Below are 19,165 nucleotides of genomic sequence, written 5' to 3'. Positions count from 1 at the left end.
CCCTCCCCACAGTGAGCGCAGCAGGGTTGCGGGCTTGGTTTCAATCCAGGGTTGAATATTTCGTTAACAAACTCGATAGTCACGGGAAGTCACGCTGGACCAGGGGATGCCGCTTCCGGAACTGCTGCGCGCCCTCTGGCTCTGGCGCTGGAGAATCCTCGCCACCTGGTTCCTGTTGCTGGCGTCCGGCATCGCGCTGGTGCTGTCCTGGCAGCGCCAGTACGTGGCGGAGGCGGTGGTGACCCCCGCCGAGACCACCGGCCTCGCGGTGTCCACGCTGATCCAGGCCAATGCGGTGTTGCAGGCCGGTGGGCTGCTGGACAACCGCTCGGGCGGGAATTTCGCGGTCTATCTCGCCCTGCTGCGCTCGCCCGAGGCGGCGGCGATGCTGATGCGCGACACTGCCCTGCCCGCTTGGCTCACGCAGCAGCGCGCCAGCGGCCCGATGGGCCTGCTGCGGCAATGGCTCGGCCTGCGCACCGAGAGCGATGCCGACGACCTGCAGACCTGGCTGGAGCGGAACTTCGCCGTCACCCAGTCGCTGCAAACCGTGACGGTGACGCTGGACCTGCCGCATCCCGACCGGGCCATGGCGCTCGACGCGCTGGCCCGCCTGCACGCCTTCGCCGAGGGCAAGGTGCGGGCGGATCTCGCCGGCCTGACCCGGAACCGCATCGCCCAGCTGGAGGAAAGGCTGGGGCGGGAGCCGGATGTCTTCACCCGCACGCCGCTCTACGACCTCCTGGCGCAGCACCAGCGGGCCGGGCTGGCGCTGCTGACCGACGAGGCGGTGGCGGCGCGGCTGGTCTCCGCCCCCAGCGTGCCGCTCGCCCCCACGCTGCCGAACCGGCCGCTGCTGATCGCGCTGCTGCTGGTTTCCGTGCCGCTGGCGGTGCTGCTGGGCGCGGCCTGCCTCGTCCTGCTGCGCCAGGCCCTTCCCTCCGGCACGGGGGCCGCCACCCCCGGCTCCATTTCCGGCGCGGGGCCGGGGGGCCGCATGGTGCTGCCGCCCCTGCCGCCCGTCGGCCTGCCGCCGGAGCTGCGGGGCGGCCCGATGGACGATCCGGGCCAGGAGCCGGGACGCCATGGCGGGCGCGACGCCCGGTCCGCCCCCGGAGGCAGTCCGCCGGACACCCCCTCCCCGGCGCCTGCCGGTCTTCCCCCGGGCGCGGCGGCCGGTCCCTACCCCGCCGCCCGGCCGGCACCTCCGCGGGGCATGGGGAACGCCCCCGCGATGCCCCTCGGCCAGCGCCGGGGCCATCCGGATTTCGCCCCCCTGCCACGCTCCCCCTCCCCCATGCCGGAAGGCTGAGCCGGTGGCACGGGTCGATGCCGCCGCGCCGGGCTCGCTGGCCGGGATGGCCGCGGCGGTGCTGTTCCTGGCCGGGGCGCTGAAATCCGTGCCGCAGACCGCCGCCCTGCCGGACATCACGGTGCTTTCCGCCGGCGCGTTGGCCGTCTCCTTCCCCTGGCTCCTGGCCTCGCGCCGCTGGACGGTGCTGCGCCCGGTGGCGCTGCCCCTCGCCGCCGCGGGGGCGCTCTGGCTCTGGATGGTGCTGGCCGCGACCTGGAGCAGTTCGGCCGAGATCCTGTCGCAGAAGCTGCCGGAGGCGGTCCTGCTCGGCCCCGCCATGCTGGCGGCGGGCATGGCGACCGGGGCGGATGCGGCGGCCCGGCGCTGGCTGGTGGCCACGGCGATGCTGACCGGCCCCTTTGTCGCGGCGGGCGTGGCCTGGGGGCTCGCTTCCGGCGAGGTCGTCCTCGGCGGCCTGGTCGGGGCCACGGATGCGACGCGGGTGCAGTACCAGCTCGCCGGCCTCGCCATGGCCTGCGGCGCCGGGCTGGCGGCGGTGCGGCTGGTGGAGGCCGGCCGGGCCGGGCGGGTCTCATGGGCGCTGCTGCTGCTGGGCCTTGCCCTGGGGGCGTTGCTGCCGGGCGGGCGGGCGGCGCTGCTTTCGCTGGGCGTGGCGGTCACGCTGGCCCCGGCGGCGCGGCTCTGGACCGGGCGGCGCCCGCTGGCCGCCGCCGGCTGGATCGGCGCGATGGCCCTGGCCGGGGGGCTTGGGCTGGGCCTGCTCTATGCCGATCCCGATCGCAGCCAGGGCCTGCGCACGCTGGAACGCTTCACCGGGGAGGGCATCGCCGCCTCGGCCCGCCCCGTGCTCTGGTCGGCGGCGCTGGGCTGGGCGGGGGAGGCGATGCCGCTCGGCCTCGGCGCCGGGGGCTTCACCGTCGCCGCCGGCTATGGCGAGCGACGCGGCATGTACCCGCACAACCACGCCCTGGAAGCCCTGGCCGAGGAAGGCCCGCTCGGCCTGCTGCTCTGGCTCGGCGCCTTCGGCGGCGGCGCGGCGGTGGTGCTGGTCCGGCTGCTGGCCCTGCCGGAGGATCTGGAGCCGGAGCGGGTGGGGCGGATCGTGGCGCTGGTGATCCCGGTGGCGATCGGCGCCATGGTCTCGACCGACCTGGGCAACCGCATGGTCTGGTTCGCGCTGGGCCTCGCTTTGTCGCTGGGCATCAGGGCGCAGCGTGTCTGAGCCGGGGGAAGGCTTCTACGCCCGCCGCCTGAAGCGCGGGCTCGACCTCGCGGGCGCGGCGCTGCTGCTGGCGCTGCTCTGGCCGCTGCTGCTCGGCACGGCGCTCGCCGTGGCCCTGGCCTTCGGCCGCCCGGTGCTGTTCCGGCAGAGCCGCGCCGGCTGGCGGGGGCGGAGCTTCACCATCCTCAAGCTCCGCTCGATGCGCGACCCCGCCTGGCCGGGCGAGCCCGATTCGGTGCGGCTGACCGGCTTCGGGCGCCGCCTGCGCGCCAGCGGGCTGGATGAGCTGCCGCAGCTGGCGAACATCCTGCGCGGCGAGATGAGCCTCGTCGGCCCGCGCCCGCTGCCGCCCGCCTATACCCCGCTCTACACGGCGCGGCAGGCCGGCCGCCTCGCCGTCAGGCCCGGCCTGCTCGGCCCGGTGACCGCGCGCGGCCGCAATGCCCTGCCCTGGGAGGAGCGGCTGGAATGGGATGCCCGCTATGTCGCCCGCGTCACGCTGGCGGGGGACGTCGCCATCGTCCTCGCCAGCCTGGCGCTGCTGCTGCGCGGGCGGGGCGCCACCGCGCCCGGCCATGCCACCAGCCCCGGCTTCACCGGCACGGCGCCCGCCAGCCAATCCACGGCGGCGGATGCGGGGGGCACGCCGCCGTGCTGATGCAGCGCCGCAACATTCCGCCGGGGATGGTGATTCTGACCACGGATTGCATATCTTAAGTTGTAATTCACGATATATTTACAACCATGAACGCCGGAATCCCCCGGCCGGCGAGGGGTGTCCAGAATGGACAGGGCAGCATGGGCATGGATGTAAGCGCCGCCGGGGAGACAGCACTCCTGTCCCTCTCCGACACGCTGCTCAGCCCGTCCGGGCCGCCCCGGCATCCCGCTATGCCGGATCGCGGCCGCACGGCACCGCCCGCCACCCGCATCCACCTTTCCCCGCCGCAGCTTTGCGGGGAGGAGGAGCAGGCGCTGCGCGACACGCTGGCCAGCGGCTGGCTCGCCCCCGCCGGTCCCGCCCTGCCGGCCTTCGAGGCGGCCATCGCCGCCTGCACCGGCTTCCGCCACGTCGCCGCCCTGGCTTCCGGCACGGCGGCGCTGCATCTCGGCTACCGGCTGCTCGGCCTCGAGCCGGGCGACGAGGTCTGGACCAGCACCCTGACCTTCGTGGCCACGGTGGCCCCGGCGGCGCAGATGGGCGCGCGGCTGGGCTTCCTCGACGTTTCCCCGGAAAGCTGGACGCTGGACCCCGGCCTGCTGCGGGAGGCCCTGGCCCGCGCCGCCCGCCAGGGCCGGCTGCCGCGCGTGGTGGTGCCGGTGGATCTCTACGGGCAATGCGCCGATCTCGCCGCGATCGCGGAGGCCTGCGGCCGCTGGGGCGTGCCGGTGCTCAGCGACAGCGCCGAGGCGCTGGGCGCCTTGCAGCACGGCCGTTCCGCCGGGCGCGGGGCGCGGCTGGCCGCCTTCTCCTTCAACGGCAACAAGATCGTCACCGGCGGCGGCGGCGGCGCCCTGGCCTCGGACGACGAGGCGCTGGTCGCCCGCGCCCGCCACCTCGCCACCCAGGCCAAGGAGCCGGCGCCCCACTACCAGCACGAGACCACCGGCTATTCCTACGGCCTGTCCTCGCTGCTGGCGGCGGTCGGCCGGGCGCAGCTGCGGCACCTGGAGGTGCGGGTGGCGCAGCGCCGCGCCGTCTTCGCCCGCTATGCCGCCGGGCTGTCGGGGCTGCCCGGCCTGCGCCTGATGCCGGAGCCGGTCTGGAGCCGCTCCTCGCGCTGGCTCACCGCCATCCTGGTCGATCCCGCCGAGGCGGGCACGGACCGCGAGGCCATCCGCCTGGCGCTGGAGGCGGCCTCGGTGGAAAGCCGCCCGGTCTGGAAGCCGCTGCACCTGCAACCGGCCTTCCGCGCGGCGAGCCATCTGGGCGGCGGGGTCGCCGCCTCGCTCTTCGAGCAGGGCCTCTGCCTGCCCTCCGGCGCCATGGGCCCGGCGGAACAGGACCGGGTGATCGGCATCATCCGCGCCTGCTTCGGGCACGGCCCATCGGGACGTGCCCGGACGGGCCGGGGAGGCACCCGGCCGTGACCGGACCGCTGCGCATCCTGTACCTGCACCAGCACTATTCCGCCCCTGCCGGCAGCACCGCCACGCGCGCCCATGCCATGGCCGCCGGGCTGGCGGCGCGGGGGCATGACGTGACCCTGGCCTGCGGCCGCTACGACGGCGCCGAGACCGGGCTGGAGGGCCGCTTCTGCCTGGGCCGCCGGCAGGGGCGCGCACCCGGCCCGGCAGGCTTCGGCCTGATGGAGTTCGACATCCGCTGCGGCAATGCCCAGGACAGGGCCGGGCGCCTGCTGGCCTTCGGGCGCTATGCCGCCGCGGCCTCGGGTCTGGCGCTGTCGCGGCCCTGGGACCTGGTGGTCGCTTCCTCCACCCCGCTCACCGTGGCGGTCCCGGCGCTGGCCGCGAACCGCCTGCGCGGCACGCCCTTCGTCTTCGAGATCCGCGACCCCTGGCCCGAGCTGCCGCGCGCCATGGGCGAGGCCCCGGGCTGGGCCCTGGCCGGGATGGAGGTCCTGGCCGATGCCGCCTGCCGCCGGGCGGCGGCGGTAATCGGCCTGACCGAGGGCATGGCGGACACCGCGCGGGCGCGCGGCACCGATCCGTCGCGCCTGCACGTGGTTCCCAATGGCTGCGACCTCGACCTCTTCGGCCCGCACCGCGCGCCCTGGCGTCCGGACTGCGCGGCGCCCTGGGAATGTCTCGCGGTCTATGCCGGGGCGCATGGCCGCGCCAACGGGCTCGACGCTCTGCTCGACGCCGCGGCCGAGCTGCACCTGGCCGGCGAGCGCCGCCTCCGCATCCTGCTGGTCGGCGAGGGAGCCGAGAAGCCCCGCCTGATCGCCGAGGCGGCGCGGCGGGGGCTGCACAATGTCAGCTTCCTGGACCCGCTGCCCAAGCCCCGGCTGGCCTCGCTGCTGGCGGGTGCGCAGGTGGCGCTGCACTGCCTCGCCCCGGTGCCGGAATTCGCCGAATGGACGGCGCCCAACAAGCTGATGGACGGGCTGGCCGCCGGACTGCCGGTGGTGACCAACCTCGCCGGCCGCGCCGCGCGCATCGTCGCGGAGGGGCCGAGCGGCATCGCCACCCCGCCGGGCGACGCCCGCGCCCTGGCCGAAGCCCTGGCGCATCTGGCGGCCCGGCCCGGGCTGCGGGCCGCCATGGGTGCCGCCGCCCGCGCCCAGGCGCAGCGGCGCTGGGACCGGCGGCTGCAGGTCCGGCAGTTCTGCGCGGTGGCGGAGGCGGCGGCGCGGCCGCTGCCCCGGCCCGCCCTGGCCCCGGCCTGACGCCATGCCCCGCCCCGCCTCCCCCGCGGCCCCGGAAACCCGCCTGCCGGACGGTCCCGCCCCCGCCGCGCCAGGGCCCGCCCCGTCCCCTCCGCCCGGGCCGCGCCTGCCCGAGCTGCACCTGGTGGCCGCCGCCCGGCCGAACCTGCCCAAGATCGCCGCCCTCTGGCACGCGCTGCGGGAGAATCCGATGGGCGCACGGCCGGTGATCCTGCACACCGGCCAGCACCACGACGCCGCCATGTTCGGCGACCATCTGGCCGATCTCGGCCTGCCGGCGCCGGACGTCTCCCTTGGCATCGCCGGGGGCAGCCATGCCGAGCTGACCGGCCGCACCCTGATGGCCTGCGCCGCGTTCTGGGAAACGCGCCGCCCCGCCCTGGTGGTGGTGCCCGGCGACGTGGACGGCGCCCTGGCCGCCGCGCTGGCGGCGCGCAAGCTGGGTATCCCCGTGGCGCATCTGGAGGCTGGGCTGCGCTGCGGCGAGCGCGACATGCCGGAGGAGATCAACCGCCGCGCCATCGATGCGGTGAGCGACCTCCTCTGGGCCCCCGACCAGGAAACGGCCGCCCGCCTCCTGGCCGAGGGACATTCCCCCCGGACGGTCCGGGCGGTGGGCAATGCGATGGTGGACAGCCTCCTCCGCGCCCTGCCCGCCGCCCGTCGGCTGCCGCTGCCCGGGGGGCTGCGGCCCGGCGGCTACGGGCTGCTCACCCTGCACCGCCCGGCCAATGTGGACAGCCCCGCCGCGCTGGCCGCGCTGCTGCGCGCCGCCGGCGAGGCCGCGCGCCGCCTGCCCCTTGTCTGGCCGCTGCATCCACGCACGGCGGCACGGCTGGCCGCCCTTGGGGCCGCCCTCGGGGACGCGCAGGGGTTGACGCTTCCCCCCGGCATCCTGCGCCTGCCGCCCCTGCGCTACGGCGCCTTCCTGTCGCTGATGGCGCGGGCCCGGCTGGTCGCCACCGACAGCGGCGGCTTGCAGGAGGAGGCGGCGGCGCTGGACCTGCCCTGCCTGACCCTGCGCCCTTCCACCGAGCGGCCGGTGACGCTGCTGTCCGGTGCCAACCGGCTGGTCCGGCCGGAGGATCTGCCCGGGGCGGTGGAGGAGGTCCTCCAGGGCCGCTGGCCCGCCGCCCGGCCGATCCCTCTCTGGGACGGGCAGGCCGGGGCGCGGATGGTCGCACATCTGCGCGAAGCCCTGCCCGGCCTGGGCGCTTCCTTGGGGATGGCTCCGGGGGTGGCGGCGTGAACGCCCTCGCCCCCTCGCCCCTCCGCGCCGGCGCCAGGGCATCGGCGCCCCTCGTGGTGATGCTGTCCGCCGCCCATCCGCCGGAGGATGTGCGCGTCGTCGGCAAGGAGGGCGCCGCCCTGGCCGCCGCCGGCTGGCGGGTGTGGCATCTCTGCCCCCAGCCCGCCTCCGGCGTCACGGCCCGACCCCCGGCACAGTCGCGCGGCGTGTTTCTCGTGCCCTATCGCCGCCGGCCGGGCTGGCTGGGGCGGCTGCTCGGCATCCCCGCCCTGGCCCGCCGCGCCCGCGCCTGCGACGCGGCGGTGCTGCATGCCTCGGAGCCCGATTCCTGGCTGGCCGCGCTGATCGCCGCGCGTGGCCGCGACACGCGGGTGGTGCTCGATGTCCACGAGCACTACCCCTCCCGCCTCGACCACCGCCTGCCCCGGGCGCTGCGTCCCGTGCTGGCGCCGCTGGCAAGGGCGGCGATCCGCCGGGCCTGCCGCGCCATGGCGGCGCGGGCCGATGCGGTGGTGGTGGCCAAGGACGGGCTGGACGAGGATTTCCGCGCCGCGCCCCGGCTGGCCGCGGTGCGCAACTATGCCGAGCCCCTGCCCCTCGCCCCCCGCCGGCACGCCCCCGGCCCGCTGGTCCTGGCGCATCTGGGCAGCCTGACCCGCAGCCGCGGCTCGGAGGAGATGCTGCAGGCCCTGGCGCTGGGCCCGCCGCAGGCGCGGCTGCGGCTGATCGGCCGCTTCGCCGATGGCAGCGAGGCGGAGTTCCTGGCCCTGGCCCGGCTGCTGCTGCTGGAGGACCGGGTGGAGCGGCTGGGCTGGATGCCGCAGCCGGCGGCGCTGGAGGCCCTGGCCGGGGCGGATATCGGCCTCGTCCTGTTCCAGCCCGGGGTGGAGAACCACCGCCTCGCTTTGCCGCACAAGCTGTTCGACTGCATGCTGGCCGGCCTGCCGGTGATCGCCCCGGATTTCGCCACCGAGGTCGCCGACGTGGTGCGGGACAGCGGCTGCGGCCTGCTGGTGGACACCGCCTGCCCCCGTGCCATCGCGGCGGCGGTGGAAACCCTGCGCGACCCCGCCCTGCGCGCCCGGATGGGCGCGGCGGGACGCGAGGCCGCCCTGGGGCGTTACGGCTGGGCTGCGGAAGCCGAACGTCTGACCGGCCTTTACGGGCGCTTGGCCCCCCTCCCCGGGAGGGGCTAGACGAGGATGGATGGCGCCCAGACGCATCCTGCTGAACTTCCTCGTGGACCTCGCCCTGGCGGCGGCGGCCCTGCCGCTCGCCCTGTGGCTCGACGCACCCGGGGACTGGCCACCGGCCCTGTGGTGGCCGCCCGCCCTGATCGGCGGGCTGGGGGCCTTCCTGCTGGGGGCCGTGCCGCTGCGGCTGGCCCGGCAGTACTGGCGATTCTCCGGCCTGCCGGACATGCTGGCCGTGCTGGCCGCCGCCGTGACCATGGCCGCGCTCTTCTCGCTGGGCCTGTTCGTGGCCGGGCCGGTGCGCGGCTGGGGGCCGCCCAGCATCGCCTTCCCCTTCCTCCATGCCGGATCGCTGGTCGCCCTGCTGGGCGCGGCGCGCATGGCGGTGCGGATGCGCCACACCCATTACCGGGGTGCCCGCGCCCTGTCCTCGGGAGAAGCCCCGGCCCGCACGGTGATGCTGGCCGGCGCCGGCGATGCCGCCGACCTCTTCCTGCGCGCCCTTTCGGCGCAGCGCGTGCCGGGCTTCCGGGTGCTGGGCATCCTGGCGCCCCGGGCGCGGCAGGCCGGGCGGCGAATCCTGGGCGTGCCGATCCTGGGCGCGCTGGACGATGCGGACGAGGTGCTGGAGCGGCTGCGGGAACAGAACCGGCTGCCCGCCACCCTGGTTCTGGTGGGCAGCGACGTTTCGGGCAAGGAGCTGGAGGCGCTGCTGGATGCGGCCGACCGCCACGGCGTGACCGTGCGCCGCGCCCCGCGCCCGACCGCGCTGGACCCCACGGCGCCGGAGCGGCAGCGCCCGGACGGGGGGCCCCTGGGGGCGGAGCGCCGCATCACGCTGCGCCCGATCGGCATCGAGGAGCTGCTGGACCGGCCCCAGGTGCCGCTGGACCGCGAGGGCATCGCCCGGCTGGTGCGGGGCCGGCGGGTGCTGGTGACGGGCGCCGGCGGCACCATCGGCGGGGAGCTGGCGCGGCAGGTGGCGGGCCTCGGCCCCGCCATGCTGACGCTGCTGGACCATGGGGAGTTCGCCCTCTACTCGATCGACCTGGAGCTGGGCGAGCTGCACCCCGAGGTGCCCCGCCGGGCGGTGCTGGCGGATGTGCGGGACGAGACCCGCATCCGGCGGCTGATGGAGGAGGCCCGGCCCGAGCTGGTCTTCCACGCCGCGGCGCTGAAGCATGTGCCGATGGTGGAGAACGACCCGGCCGAGGGGCTGCTGACCAACGCCCAGGGCACCCGCATCGTGGCCGACGCGGCCCGGGCGGCGGGGGCCGTCGAGATGGTCTTCATCTCCACCGACAAGGCGGTGAACCCGACCTCGGTGATGGGCGCCGGCAAGCGGCTGGCGGAGATGTACTGCCAGGGCCTCGACATGCAGGCCCGCCAGGGAGCGGCCAGCGGCCATGGCGGCATGCGCTGCGTCACCGTCCGCTTCGGCAACGTGCTGGGCTCCACCGGCTCGGTCGTGCCGCTGTTCCGGCGGCAACTGGAGCGCGGCGGGCCGCTGACCGTCACCCATCCGGACATGCGCCGGTATTTCATGACGGTGCGCGAGGCCGTGGGGCTGGTGCTCCAGGCCAGCGTGGTGGGGGCGGAGGACCGCGCCGACCAGCCGCCGGAGCTGCGCGAGGGCGGGATCTTCGTGCTCGACATGGGCGATCCGGTGAAGATCGTGGACCTCGCGCGCCGCATGATCCGCCTCGCCGGGCTGCGCCCGGACGAGGATGTGGCGATCCGCTTCACCGGCCTGCGCCCGGGCGAGAAGCTCTACGAGGAGCTGTTCCACGGGCAGGAGCCGCCGAACCCGACGCGCTTCCCCGGCCTGCTGGTGGCCACGCCCCGCACCGCCGATCCGGCACTGGTGGGCCGGGCGATCGACGAGATCGCCGCCGCCTGCCGCGCCGGGCAGCCCAAGCAGGCCCTGGCGCAGCTTTCGCGCCTGGTGCCGGAATTCGACCACGACCCGCATCACGCGGCGGCGCGGGGGGCCTGACCCTTCCCCGGGTCGCCGGAGCGGCCCGCCCAGGCATACGGCGGGCCGATGGAGGCCCGCGATGAATGCCCCCTTCCTGCCTTCCCGCGCCCGCGGCCTGATCCGGCGGCTGGAGGCGCGGCAGGCCCGGATCGGCATGATCGGCCTGGGCTATGCGGGCTTTCCGCTGGCCCTGCGCTATGCCGAGACGGGCTTCCGCGTCACCGGCTTCGACATCGACCCGGACAAGGTGGCGGCGGTGCGGGCCGGGCGCTCGCCCGTCCACGGCATCGCCGATTCGCGCGTGGCGGCCGCGAGCATCGAGGCCCATGCCGGCATGGCGGCGGCGGCGGCCTGCGACGCGCTGGTGATCTGCGTCCCCACCCCGATCGGCCCGCACAAGGAGCCCGACCTGTCCGCCGTGCGCGACACGCTGCGCGCCCTGCGGCCCTTCCTGCGCCCCGGGCAGGCGCTCTCGCTGGAAAGCACCACCTATCCCGGCACCACCGAGGAATACGTGCTGCCCGTCCTGGCCGAGGCCGGGCTGCAGGCCGGCCGCGATGCCTTCTGCATCTACAGCCCGGAGCGCGAGGACCCCGGCAACCCCGAGGGCACGGTGGGCCGGGTGCCCAAGCTGGTGGCCGGCGCCACGCCGGCCTGCCGCGCCGTGGGGGAGGCGCTCTACGCCCCCGTGGCGGGCTCGGTCGTGCCGGTCTCCTCGCTCGCCGTGGCGGAGCTGGCGAAGTGCTACGAGAATGTCTTCCGCGCGGTGAACATCGGCCTGGTGAACGAGCTCAAGCGCCTCAGCCACGCCATGGCCATCGACGTGCACGAGGTGATCGACGCCGCCGCCACCAAGCCCTTCGGCTTCATGCCTTTCCGCCCCGGTCCCGGCCTCGGCGGCCACTGCATCCCGGTGGACCCCTACTACCTCGCCTGGAAGGCGCGGGAACTGGGCGTGCCGAGCGACTTCATCGAGCTGGCGGGCCGGGTGAACGATGCCCAGCCGCATTACGTGGTGAACCGCCTGCGCGACGCGCTGGACGCGCGTGGCCGCACCCTGCGCGGCGCCCGCGTGCTGCTGCTCGGCCTCGCCTACAAGCCCGACGTGCCGGACACGCGGGAAAGCCCGGCGGTGGAGATCTTCCGCATCCTGGAGGGCCATGGCGCGGCCTTGGCCTACCACGACCCGTTGGTGCCGCGCTTCCCGGTGACGCGGCGCCTCGCCGGCACGGCGCCGGAGCTGCGCAGCCAGGACCTCACCCCCGCCCTGCTGGCCGGGCAGGATGCGGTGGTGATCGTGACCCCCCATAGCGACATGCCGCTGGAACTGGTGCGCCGCCATGCCCGGCTGGTGGTGGACACGCGCGGCGCCCTGCGCCAGCCCGGCCTTTCCCGGCCGGCCCCGGCACCCGCCATGCCCCCTCCGGCCTCCTGGCCGCTCAGCGGGATGCGGGAGGAACAGGCGGGCTTCCTCGGCCCGCAGCCCCGGACGCCGGGAGCAAGATTGCCGGGCGATACGAAGGGTGACTTGGCCCCCGGGGGCGGCGGGGCCTACATCGTCCCCGCATAGGGCCAGCCCCTGCCGCCCCCGGCGGCACCGGGGCGGGCCCGCACTCCCCGAACGGGGCCGGGCCACCGGGCCGGGTCCCCAGCCAGCTGGAATGCCATGACCGCCGCTTCCGAGTCCTCCCCCCGCCCCATCGCCCTCTTCGACATGAAGGCGCAGCAGGCGCTGATCCGCGGCGAGCTGGACCGCCGCATCGCCTCGGTGCTGGATTCCGGCCGCTTCGTGCAGGGCCCCGAAGTGGACGAGCTGGAGAAGCAGCTCGCCGCCTTCGCCGGCTGCCGGCACGCGGTCGGCGTCTCCTCCGGCACCGACGCCTTGCAGATCGCCATGATGGCCGAGGGCATCGGCCGCGGCGACGCGGTCTTTCTGCCCGCCTTCACCTACACCGCCACCGCCGAGGTGCCGCTGGTGCTCGGCGCCACCCCCGTCTTCGTGGACGTGGACCCGCGGAGCTTCAACATCGACATCGCCGACCTGAAGCGCCGCATCGCCACGGTGAAGGCGGAAGGCAAGCTGCGCCCGCGCGCCGTGGTGGGCGTGGACCTCTTCGGCCTGCCCGCCGACTGGCCGGCCATCGAGGCGATCTGCGCCGAGGAAGGCATGTTCGCCCTCGACGACGCCGCCCAGGCCTTCGGCGCCAGCCTCGACGGCAAGCGCCTGGGCCGCTGGGGCGGGGCGGTGGCGCTCAGCTTCTATCCGACCAAGACGCTGGGCTGCTACGGCGATGGCGGCGCCATCCTGACCGACAGCGACGAGAAGGCCGAGCTGTACCGCTCGCTGCGCACCCATGGCGAGGGCAAGCAGCGCTACGAGGTGCTGCGCACCGGCATGAACGGCCGCCTCGACACGATCCAGGCCGCCATCCTGCTCTGCAAGCTGCCGCTTTTCGAGGAGGAACTCCGCAGCCGCGCCCGTATCGCCGGCTGGTATGCGGAACGCCTGGGCAACCGTGTGCAGACCCAGGCCCAGCGCCCCGGTGCCGGGAGCGCCTGGGGCCTCTATTCCATCACCCTGCCGGAGGCCGCCGACCGCCCCCGCGTCCAGGAGGCCTGCAAGGCCGCCGGGGTGCCCACGGGCATCTACTACCCGCTGCCTCTGCATCACCAGCCGGCCTATCGCGGCCACCACGCCGGCGGCGCCCTGCCGGTCAGCGAGGACCTCTGCACCCGCATCCTCAGCCTGCCGATGCACCCCTATCTCGACGAATCCCAGGCCGACCGCGTCTGCCACGCCATCCTGTCGGCGCTCTGAGGGGATCGGACGCGGCGCTCCGGGAGGCTCTGCCTCCCGGACCCTTTGTTGAAGGAGGGGCCGCTCAGGGGGATAGTATCCCCCCGAGACCCCGCCATGAGCGCTCCGCGAGGAGGGGGGACAGGACACCCGTCGCCATCTGGCGAAACGGCGGAACCATCCCCCTCCTCGCGGAGCGCTCACAGGGTTCCAAGGGACTAACGTCCCTTGGCGGGGTGTCCAGAGGGGCAGAGCCCCTCTGGCCCCGGCCTGATCCTTTCAGAAACCCCGACGCAGGGTGGCGAGGCCGAAGCCGGCCAGGACGAGGCCGGCGAGGCGGTCGATCCAGAGGCGGGCGCGCGGGGTGAGGAGGTGGTGCAGGCGGGTGAGTGCTGCGACCAGCCCGCACCACCAGAGCATCGAGCCGGCGAAGACGCCCAGCACGGTGAGGACGGCCGTGGCCATGTCGAATCCGTTGCGCGGCGCCAGGGCAGTGAAGATCGCCGCGAACATCAGGATCGTGGGCGGGTTGGTGAGCGTCAGCAGGAAGGCGCTCGCCAGCGCGGGCCAGGAGCGCGCCTGCACCGCCCCGGGCGCGGTCTCGGCGGGGCGGCGGCACCAGCTTCGCAGGCCGAGATAGAGCAGGAACAGCCCGGCGGCGAGGTGCAGCGGCTTCTCCTGTGCCAGCAGGAAGCCCGACAAGCCGGAAAGCCCCAACGCCGCCACCAGAGCGTAGCACGCATCGCCCAGCGCGATCCCCGCCCCCGTGGCGAGCCCGGCCTGCCAGCCTTGCCCCAGGCAGCGTCGCATGCAGAGCAGGCTCATCGGCCCGACCGGCGCGGCGACGGCCAGGCCGAAGCCTGCAGCCTTAAGGAAAAGGGCAAGGGGGATGCTCGGTTCCACGCGGAACTCCCGTTCGGCGAAGGCAAAGAAAAAGCCCCGCGACATGATGTCGGCGGGGCCTGCTGAGGGTTGCGGATGTCGGGTCCTTAGGAGGCGGATCGTCTCCGGCCACCGCCCTGTGCCGGGCCGGGGCCCGGACAGGTCACACGCATCCCCTCGGCACAGGCCGTGACCGGCTGTGCTTGCAGCGCTTGTCGCGCAACGGGGAGGAGTCGGCTCAACATTCCGCGAACAGGATGGATGGCGATGGCTGGTGGCGTCAACGCGGATTCCGTGCTGCCCCGCACCATTCCGGAACCGGCCGCAGCCACTCTCCGGCATCCGGCCATACCTCCCGGCCAAGAAGTGCATTTCTTTACAGGGTTTACTCATTGAATAAATCAGCAGTAAATCATGTAACAGCTTTACAAGGCCGGATGTAAATCCGGTGTTCCCTCCGAGGCGAGACGGACGTTCTATGTCCGACGAGAAGTCGTTCTCAGATCAGAGGGAGACCGAAGCCATGTTCATCACCACCAAGACCCAGACCATCCCCGCCGTGACCCAGTCGCGGAACCTGCCGGCCAGCGACGCGGCGTCCGCGCAGCCGCGGGACGAGAACACCTATGACGACGGCCTGGTGCACAACCACGACTGGGCGAACGATCGTCGTGAGGAAGGGCCGGTGGGCCTGCGGCCCGAGCGCCTGGTGGCCGACGCGGCCAGCGTGCGCACGCCCAGCAGCGCCGTGCACGACGACCTCCACTACAGCTGACCCTTCCGGGCCGCGCCACGGCCACCACGGCAGACGCCTTCACGACAGCAGGAACAGAGACATGCCCTTCCCGAACCACGCACCGGATGGACTGAGCGGCGGCTTCCCGGGCCCGCGTGGCGGCGCCTCCGCCTATCGCGACGATGTCGAGCAGATCGGCAAGCTGGTGGAGAGCCGGCACGGCACCTGGGACGCGATCAGCCCTGAATCCGCCGCCCGCATGCGCCTGCAGAACCGCTTCCGTACCGGCCTCGACATCGCGCGCTATACCGCCGGCATCATGCGCGCCGACATGGCGACCTATGACAGGGACCCGGCGCTCTACACCCAGTCGCTCGGCGCCTGGCACGGCTTCATCGCCCAGCAGCAGATGATCGCGGTGAAGAAGCATTTCGGCGGCACGGAGCGGCGCTACATCTACCTCTCCGGCTGGATGGTGGCGGCGCTGCGCTCGGAATTCGGCCCCCTGCCCGACCAGTCGATGCACGAGAAGACCAGCGTCCCCGCGCTGATCGAGGAGATCTACACCTTCCTGCGCCAAGCGGACTCGCGCGAGGTGAACGACCTGTTCCGCGCCTATGACAAGGCCCAGGCCGCGGGCGACCAGGCGAAGGCGGCGGAGCTGCTGGCCAGGGCGGAAAGCCACCAGACGCATGTGGTGCCGATCATCGCCGATATCGACGCGGGCTTCGGCAATGCCGAGGCGACCTATCTCCTGGCGAAGAAGATGATCGAGGCGGGCGCCTGCGCGCTGCAGATCGAGAACCAGGTTTCCGACGAGAAGCAGTGCGGCCACCAGGACGGCAAGGTGACGGTGCCGCACGAGGACTTCATCCAGAAGATCCGCGCCATCCGCTACGCCTTCCTGGAGCTCGGCGTGCCGGAGGGCATCATCGTCACCCGCACGGACTCGCTCGGCGCCGGCCTGACCAAGCAGATCGCCTATAGCCGCGAGCCGGGCGATCTCGGCGACCAGTACAACGCCTTCCTGGACTGCGAGGAGATCACCGCCGGGCAGGCGAAGGACGGCGACGTGCTGATCCGCCGCGAGGGCAGGCTGCTGCGCCCGAAGCGCCTGCCCAGCAACCTTTATCAGTTCCGCCCTGGCACCGGCGCGGACCGTTGCGTGCTGGACAGCATCACCTCGCTGCAGAACGGCGCCGACCTGCTCTGGATCGAGACCGAGAAGCCGCATGTCGAGCAGATCGCCAGCATGATGGACCGGGTGCGCGAGGTCGTGCCGAACGCCAAGCTGGTGTACAACAACTCGCCTTCCTTCAATTGGACGCTGAGCTTCCGCCAGCAGGTCTATGATGCCTGGAAGGAGGAAGGCCGCGACGTTTCCGCCTATGACCGCGCGAAGCTGATGAGCGTGGACTATGACGGGAGCGATCTGGCGGAGGAGGCGGATGCCCGCATCCGCAGCTTCCAGGCCGATGCCTCGAAGCGCGCCGGCATCTTCCATCACCTGATCACGCTGCCGACCTATCACACGGCCGCGCTGTCCACCGACACGCTGTCGCAGAAGTATTTCGGCGAGCAGGGCATGCTCGGCTACGTGCTGGACGTGCAGCGGCAGGAGATCCGCCGCGGCGTCGCCTGCGTCCGCCACCAGAACATGGCGGGCTCCGATATCGGCGACGAGCACAAGGAGTACTTCGCCGGCGAGGCCGCGCTCAAGGCCAGCGGCGCCCACAACACGATGAACCAGTTCGCCTGAACGGGCGTCTCCTCCACAACGCCAGGGCCGCCCCCGCACCGGGGCGGCCCTTCGCCTGTTCGCCGCCCTTTGGGAGGAAGGCTCCGCCGCCCATCACCTTCCCTTGATCAGCCCGCCTCCCCCTCCCATCCGGGCGCCGGGAGATCTGGCCAAAACCCCTTCCCATCGCCAAGTTCCCCGCACGCGCTCTTTTGCCGCCTTTTCCTCCGCGCCACCCACGAGGGCGGCCGCGATCCTTTCCCCTGCCTTCTTCGTGCGAGGACATCCGCATGTTCACCTGCACCGGCTATGCCGCGGAAGCGGCCACGGCACCGCTCGCCCCCTTCACCTTCGAGCGCCGCGATCCCGGCCCGACGGATGTGCGGATCGACATCCTCTATTGCGGCGTCTGCCACTCCGACCTGCACCAAGCCCGCAACGAGTGGCACAACACCCTTTATCCCTGCGTGCCCGGCCATGAGATCGTCGGCCGCGTCGCGGCGGTCGGCGATGCCGTGACTCGCTTCAAGGTGGGTGACCTCGCCGGCGTCGGCTGCATGGTCGATTCCTGCCGCGAATGCGCGAGCTGCCAGGAAGGGCTGGAGCAGTACTGCGAGCGCGGCTTCGTCGGCACCTATAACGGCGACGACAGGCACGGCGGCGGCCATACCTTCGGCGGCTATTCCCGCGCCGTGGTGGTGGACCAGGCCTTCGTGCTGAAGGTGCCGGAGAAGCTGGACCTCGCCGCGGTGGCGCCGCTGCTCTGCGCCGGCATCACCACCTATTCCCCGCTGCGGCACTGGAAGGTCGGCCCCGGCCAGCGCGTCGGCATCGTCGGCCTGGGCGGACTCGGCCATATGGCGGTGAAGTTCGCCCGGGCCTTCGGCGCGCATGTCGTGCTCTTCACCACCTCCGCCAGCAAGGTCGAGGACGCGCTGCGCCTCGGCGCGCATGAGGTGGTGCTGTCACGGGACGAGGCGGCGATGGCCAGGGAGGCCAACAGCTTCGACTTCATCCTCGACGCCGTGGCGGCGCAGCACGACATCAACGCCTATCTCGGCCTGCTGAAGCGCGACGGCACGCTGGTGCAGGTGGGCGCGCCGGAGCAGCCCCTGCCGGTCGCCGTGTTCAGCCTGATCTTCAAGCGCCGCAGCTTCGCCGGCTCGCTGATCGGCGGCATCGCGGAAACGCAGGAGATGCTGGATTTCTGCGGCGAGCACGGCATCACCTCGGACATCGAGATGATCCGCATGGACGAGATCAACACCGCCTATGAGCGCATGATCCGGTCCGACGTGAAGTACCGCTTCGTGATCGACATGGCGACCCTGCCCGAGGCCGCCTGACGGCCGGCCGGGGCGCGGGGCCCCGGCCGCCTCCCCTCATGCCACGAGGCGCCGGTACAGGTGCCAGGTGGCGTGGCCCAGGACGGGCATGACCACGGCCAGCCCGACGAAGCAGGGCAGCGAGCCCAGGACCAGAAGCACCGCCACGGCCAGGCCCCAGCCGAGCATCGGCCCCGGATTGGTGGCCATGGCCCGCATCGAGGCGCGCACCGCCTCCGCCACGCCGACGCCGCGGTCCAGCAGGAGCGGGAAGGACACCGCCGAGATGCTCAGCACCAGCAGGGCGAAGAAGAAGCCCGCGCCGTTGCCGAGCAGGATCATGCTGCGCCCTTCGCGCGTCCGCAGCACGTCGCGCAGGAACTCGCCCATCGAGTCCGGCGGGGCGGCGCCCAGCGTGGCGACATAGATGGCCTTGGCCACGAAGAGCCAGGCGACGAAGATGGCGAAGAGCACCACGCCCAGCGCCGCGATGGAGAAGAGCGAGGGCGAGCGCAGCACGTCGAAGGCGTTCACCCAGGAGGCCGGCTCGCCACGCTCGCGGCGGCGGCTGATCTCATAGAGCCCCAGCGCAGCGACAGGGCCGAGCAGGCTGATGCCCGCCAGCATGGGGAAGAGCAGCGGCAGCAGCTCGTAGCCGAAGGCCGCGCGGGCGGCGACGAAGCCGACCAGTGGGTAGATCACGCCCAGGAAGACCAGCTGGGTCGGTGTTTCCCGGAAATCCCGCCATCCTTCGGACAGCGCGGCGCGCAGGTCGTCATAGCCGATGCGGCGGATGACGGGACGCGCGGGCACCCCCATGGTGCCGGCGGCCGCGGACGGATTCCTCACCATTCTCTCTACCCTCCCGAATGCATGGGCCCGGCGGGAACCATGGGAGGGGCACGTGGCCGAGGCGGTCCAGAGAGTGACCGGGCCGGGTCAGGACTCCTGCCAGGGCCCATCGCTGCTTGTGGCGCCGTGCTCCATCGATCGGTCTGCCCGCCACCGGGCCCGTCCTGGAAAGCGGCGGTCCGGCTATCCCTGATCTGGGCGGAAACGAGGCCATTTTCCAGAAGATTCCAGCCGGAGGGCTGGCGAATGGATGGTCATTTCGCGGTGAAGAGTGAACCCGATTCGGCAATCTGCGCGCGCTGTTTCACGAGGTTACAATATCGTGATAGGGTGTCCCAGAACCGGATCAGTCAATCCTTTCCTCCGCGCGGAAGCCAAGCAGGAAAAGCCTTCGCACACCGAGCATATCCCAGGGCGCCACAAGAATAATTCGCCCTGCCGCCGATGGACTCGGCCCCTAACTCCTGGCCATGCGCAGGTAATCATCTTTCCGGATTGCTTCCCACATAGCGCATGTCTGTGCCG

General features: G+C 73.2%; 15 protein-coding genes. 13 read left to right on the top strand and 2 right to left on the bottom strand.

Going from position 1 to position 19,165, the window contains the following annotated elements:
• Positions 1–106 precede the first annotated feature (106 nt).
• From CTJ15_RS20735 to CTJ15_RS20690, 10 genes are all read left to right on the top strand, one after another.
• Positions 107–1,312, top strand: a complete 1,206-nt coding sequence (locus CTJ15_RS20735) for a hypothetical protein (protein ID WP_099781935.1) — start codon at positions 107–109, stop codon at positions 1,310–1,312.
• Between the two features lie 4 nt (positions 1,313–1,316).
• On the top strand, positions 1,317–2,537 hold the full coding sequence (locus CTJ15_RS20730) for an O-antigen polymerase (protein WP_076970437.1): 1,221 nt from the start codon (positions 1,317–1,319) through the stop codon (positions 2,535–2,537).
• Positions 2,530–3,195, top strand: a complete 666-nt coding sequence (locus CTJ15_RS20725) for a sugar transferase (RefSeq protein WP_083755668.1) — start codon at positions 2,530–2,532, stop codon at positions 3,193–3,195. Before CTJ15_RS20730 ends, CTJ15_RS20725 begins: the two co-directional genes overlap by 8 nt.
• A gap of 140 nt (positions 3,196–3,335) precedes the next feature.
• Positions 3,336–4,628, top strand: a complete 1,293-nt coding sequence (locus tag CTJ15_RS20720; RefSeq protein WP_226946013.1) for a DegT/DnrJ/EryC1/StrS aminotransferase family protein — start codon at positions 3,336–3,338, stop codon at positions 4,626–4,628.
• A complete protein-coding gene (locus CTJ15_RS20715) occupies positions 4,625–5,890 on the top strand; it encodes a glycosyltransferase family 4 protein (RefSeq protein ID WP_099781934.1) in 1,266 nt (421 codons plus the stop codon). The genes CTJ15_RS20720 and CTJ15_RS20715 overlap by 4 nt, the downstream gene beginning before the upstream one ends.
• A 4-nt stretch (positions 5,891–5,894) precedes the next feature.
• Complete coding sequence (gene wecB / locus CTJ15_RS20710; RefSeq protein WP_226946012.1) at positions 5,895–7,139, top strand: non-hydrolyzing UDP-N-acetylglucosamine 2-epimerase; 1,245 nt, start codon at positions 5,895–5,897, stop codon at positions 7,137–7,139.
• Positions 7,136–8,335, top strand: coding sequence for a glycosyltransferase (locus CTJ15_RS20705; RefSeq protein WP_099781933.1), 1,200 nt, complete (start codon positions 7,136–7,138; stop codon positions 8,333–8,335). Before wecB ends, CTJ15_RS20705 begins: the two co-directional genes overlap by 4 nt.
• A 10-nt stretch (positions 8,336–8,345) precedes the next feature.
• Positions 8,346–10,328 (top strand): nucleoside-diphosphate sugar epimerase/dehydratase, encoded by a 1,983-nt coding sequence (locus CTJ15_RS20700; protein WP_099781932.1) that lies wholly within the window; start codon positions 8,346–8,348, stop codon positions 10,326–10,328.
• Between the two features lie 61 nt (positions 10,329–10,389).
• Positions 10,390–11,880 (top strand): nucleotide sugar dehydrogenase, encoded by a 1,491-nt coding sequence (locus CTJ15_RS20695; protein ID WP_099781931.1) that lies wholly within the window; start codon positions 10,390–10,392, stop codon positions 11,878–11,880.
• A 96-nt stretch (positions 11,881–11,976) separates the two neighbouring features.
• Positions 11,977–13,128 carry a DegT/DnrJ/EryC1/StrS aminotransferase family protein gene (locus CTJ15_RS20690; RefSeq protein ID WP_075821583.1) on the top strand — a complete coding sequence of 384 codons (1,152 nt, stop codon included), beginning with the start codon at positions 11,977–11,979 and terminating at the stop codon, positions 13,126–13,128.
• A 258-nt stretch (positions 13,129–13,386) separates the two neighbouring features.
• Here CTJ15_RS20690 and CTJ15_RS20685 read toward each other — a convergent pair whose 3' ends face one another.
• Positions 13,387–14,055, bottom strand: coding sequence for a LysE family translocator (locus CTJ15_RS20685; protein WP_083755392.1), 669 nt, complete (start codon positions 14,053–14,055; stop codon positions 13,387–13,389).
• A gap of 457 nt (positions 14,056–14,512) precedes the next feature.
• On the opposite strand from CTJ15_RS20685, the gene CTJ15_RS20680 reads away from it, so the two are divergent.
• The 3 genes from CTJ15_RS20680 to CTJ15_RS20670 all read left to right on the top strand — a co-directional run bounded on the left by CTJ15_RS20680 (position 14,513) and on the right by CTJ15_RS20670 (position 17,809).
• Positions 14,513–14,764, top strand: a complete 252-nt coding sequence (locus CTJ15_RS20680; RefSeq protein ID WP_075821584.1) for a hypothetical protein — start codon at positions 14,513–14,515, stop codon at positions 14,762–14,764.
• 61 nt (positions 14,765–14,825) lie between these two features.
• Complete coding sequence (locus CTJ15_RS20675) at positions 14,826–16,484, top strand: isocitrate lyase (RefSeq protein ID WP_226946011.1); 1,659 nt, start codon at positions 14,826–14,828, stop codon at positions 16,482–16,484.
• A 269-nt stretch (positions 16,485–16,753) separates the two neighbouring features.
• The gene (locus tag CTJ15_RS20670) at positions 16,754–17,809 is read left to right on the top strand and encodes an NAD(P)-dependent alcohol dehydrogenase (RefSeq protein ID WP_058389834.1); all 1,056 of its coding nucleotides are present in this window, start codon (positions 16,754–16,756) and stop codon (positions 17,807–17,809) included.
• 36 nt (positions 17,810–17,845) lie between these two features.
• Here CTJ15_RS20670 and CTJ15_RS20665 read toward each other — a convergent pair whose 3' ends face one another.
• On the bottom strand, positions 17,846–18,640 hold the full coding sequence (locus CTJ15_RS20665) for a DUF2189 domain-containing protein (RefSeq protein ID WP_226946010.1): 795 nt from the start codon (positions 18,638–18,640) through the stop codon (positions 17,846–17,848).
• Between the last annotated feature and the right edge of the window lie 525 nt (positions 18,641–19,165).

The sequence above is a fragment of the Roseomonas sp. FDAARGOS_362 genome, from assembly GCF_002754815.1.
GTDB classification, from domain to species: Bacteria; Pseudomonadota; Alphaproteobacteria; order Acetobacterales; family Acetobacteraceae; genus Roseomonas; species Roseomonas mucosa.
This window is presented reverse-complemented; position numbering and strand designations above follow the sequence as displayed.

Bases quoted from the DNA above. Each gene is read 5' to 3' on its own strand.
- CTJ15_RS20735 (WP_099781935.1), top strand. From the start codon at position 107: ATGCCGCTTCCGGAACTGCTGCGCGCCCTCTGGCTCTGGCGCTGGAGA.
- CTJ15_RS20720 (WP_226946013.1), top strand. From the start codon at position 3,336: ATGGGCATGGATGTAAGCGCCGCCGGGGAGACAGCACTCCTGTCCCTC.
- wecB (WP_226946012.1), top strand. From the start codon at position 5,895: ATGCCCCGCCCCGCCTCCCCCGCGGCCCCGGAAACCCGCCTGCCGGAC.
- CTJ15_RS20700 (WP_099781932.1), top strand. From the start codon at position 8,346: ATGGCGCCCAGACGCATCCTGCTGAACTTCCTCGTGGACCTCGCCCTG.
- CTJ15_RS20695 (WP_099781931.1), top strand. From the start codon at position 10,390: ATGAATGCCCCCTTCCTGCCTTCCCGCGCCCGCGGCCTGATCCGGCGG.
- CTJ15_RS20690 (WP_075821583.1), top strand. From the start codon at position 11,977: ATGACCGCCGCTTCCGAGTCCTCCCCCCGCCCCATCGCCCTCTTCGAC.
- CTJ15_RS20685 (WP_083755392.1), bottom strand. From the start codon at position 14,055: ATGTCGCGGGGCTTTTTCTTTGCCTTCGCCGAACGGGAGTTCCGCGTG.
- CTJ15_RS20680 (WP_075821584.1), top strand. From the start codon at position 14,513: ATGTTCATCACCACCAAGACCCAGACCATCCCCGCCGTGACCCAGTCG.
- CTJ15_RS20675 (WP_226946011.1), top strand. From the start codon at position 14,826: ATGCCCTTCCCGAACCACGCACCGGATGGACTGAGCGGCGGCTTCCCG.
- CTJ15_RS20670 (WP_058389834.1), top strand. From the start codon at position 16,754: ATGTTCACCTGCACCGGCTATGCCGCGGAAGCGGCCACGGCACCGCTC.
- CTJ15_RS20665 (WP_226946010.1), bottom strand. From the start codon at position 18,640: ATGGTGAGGAATCCGTCCGCGGCCGCCGGCACCATGGGGGTGCCCGCG.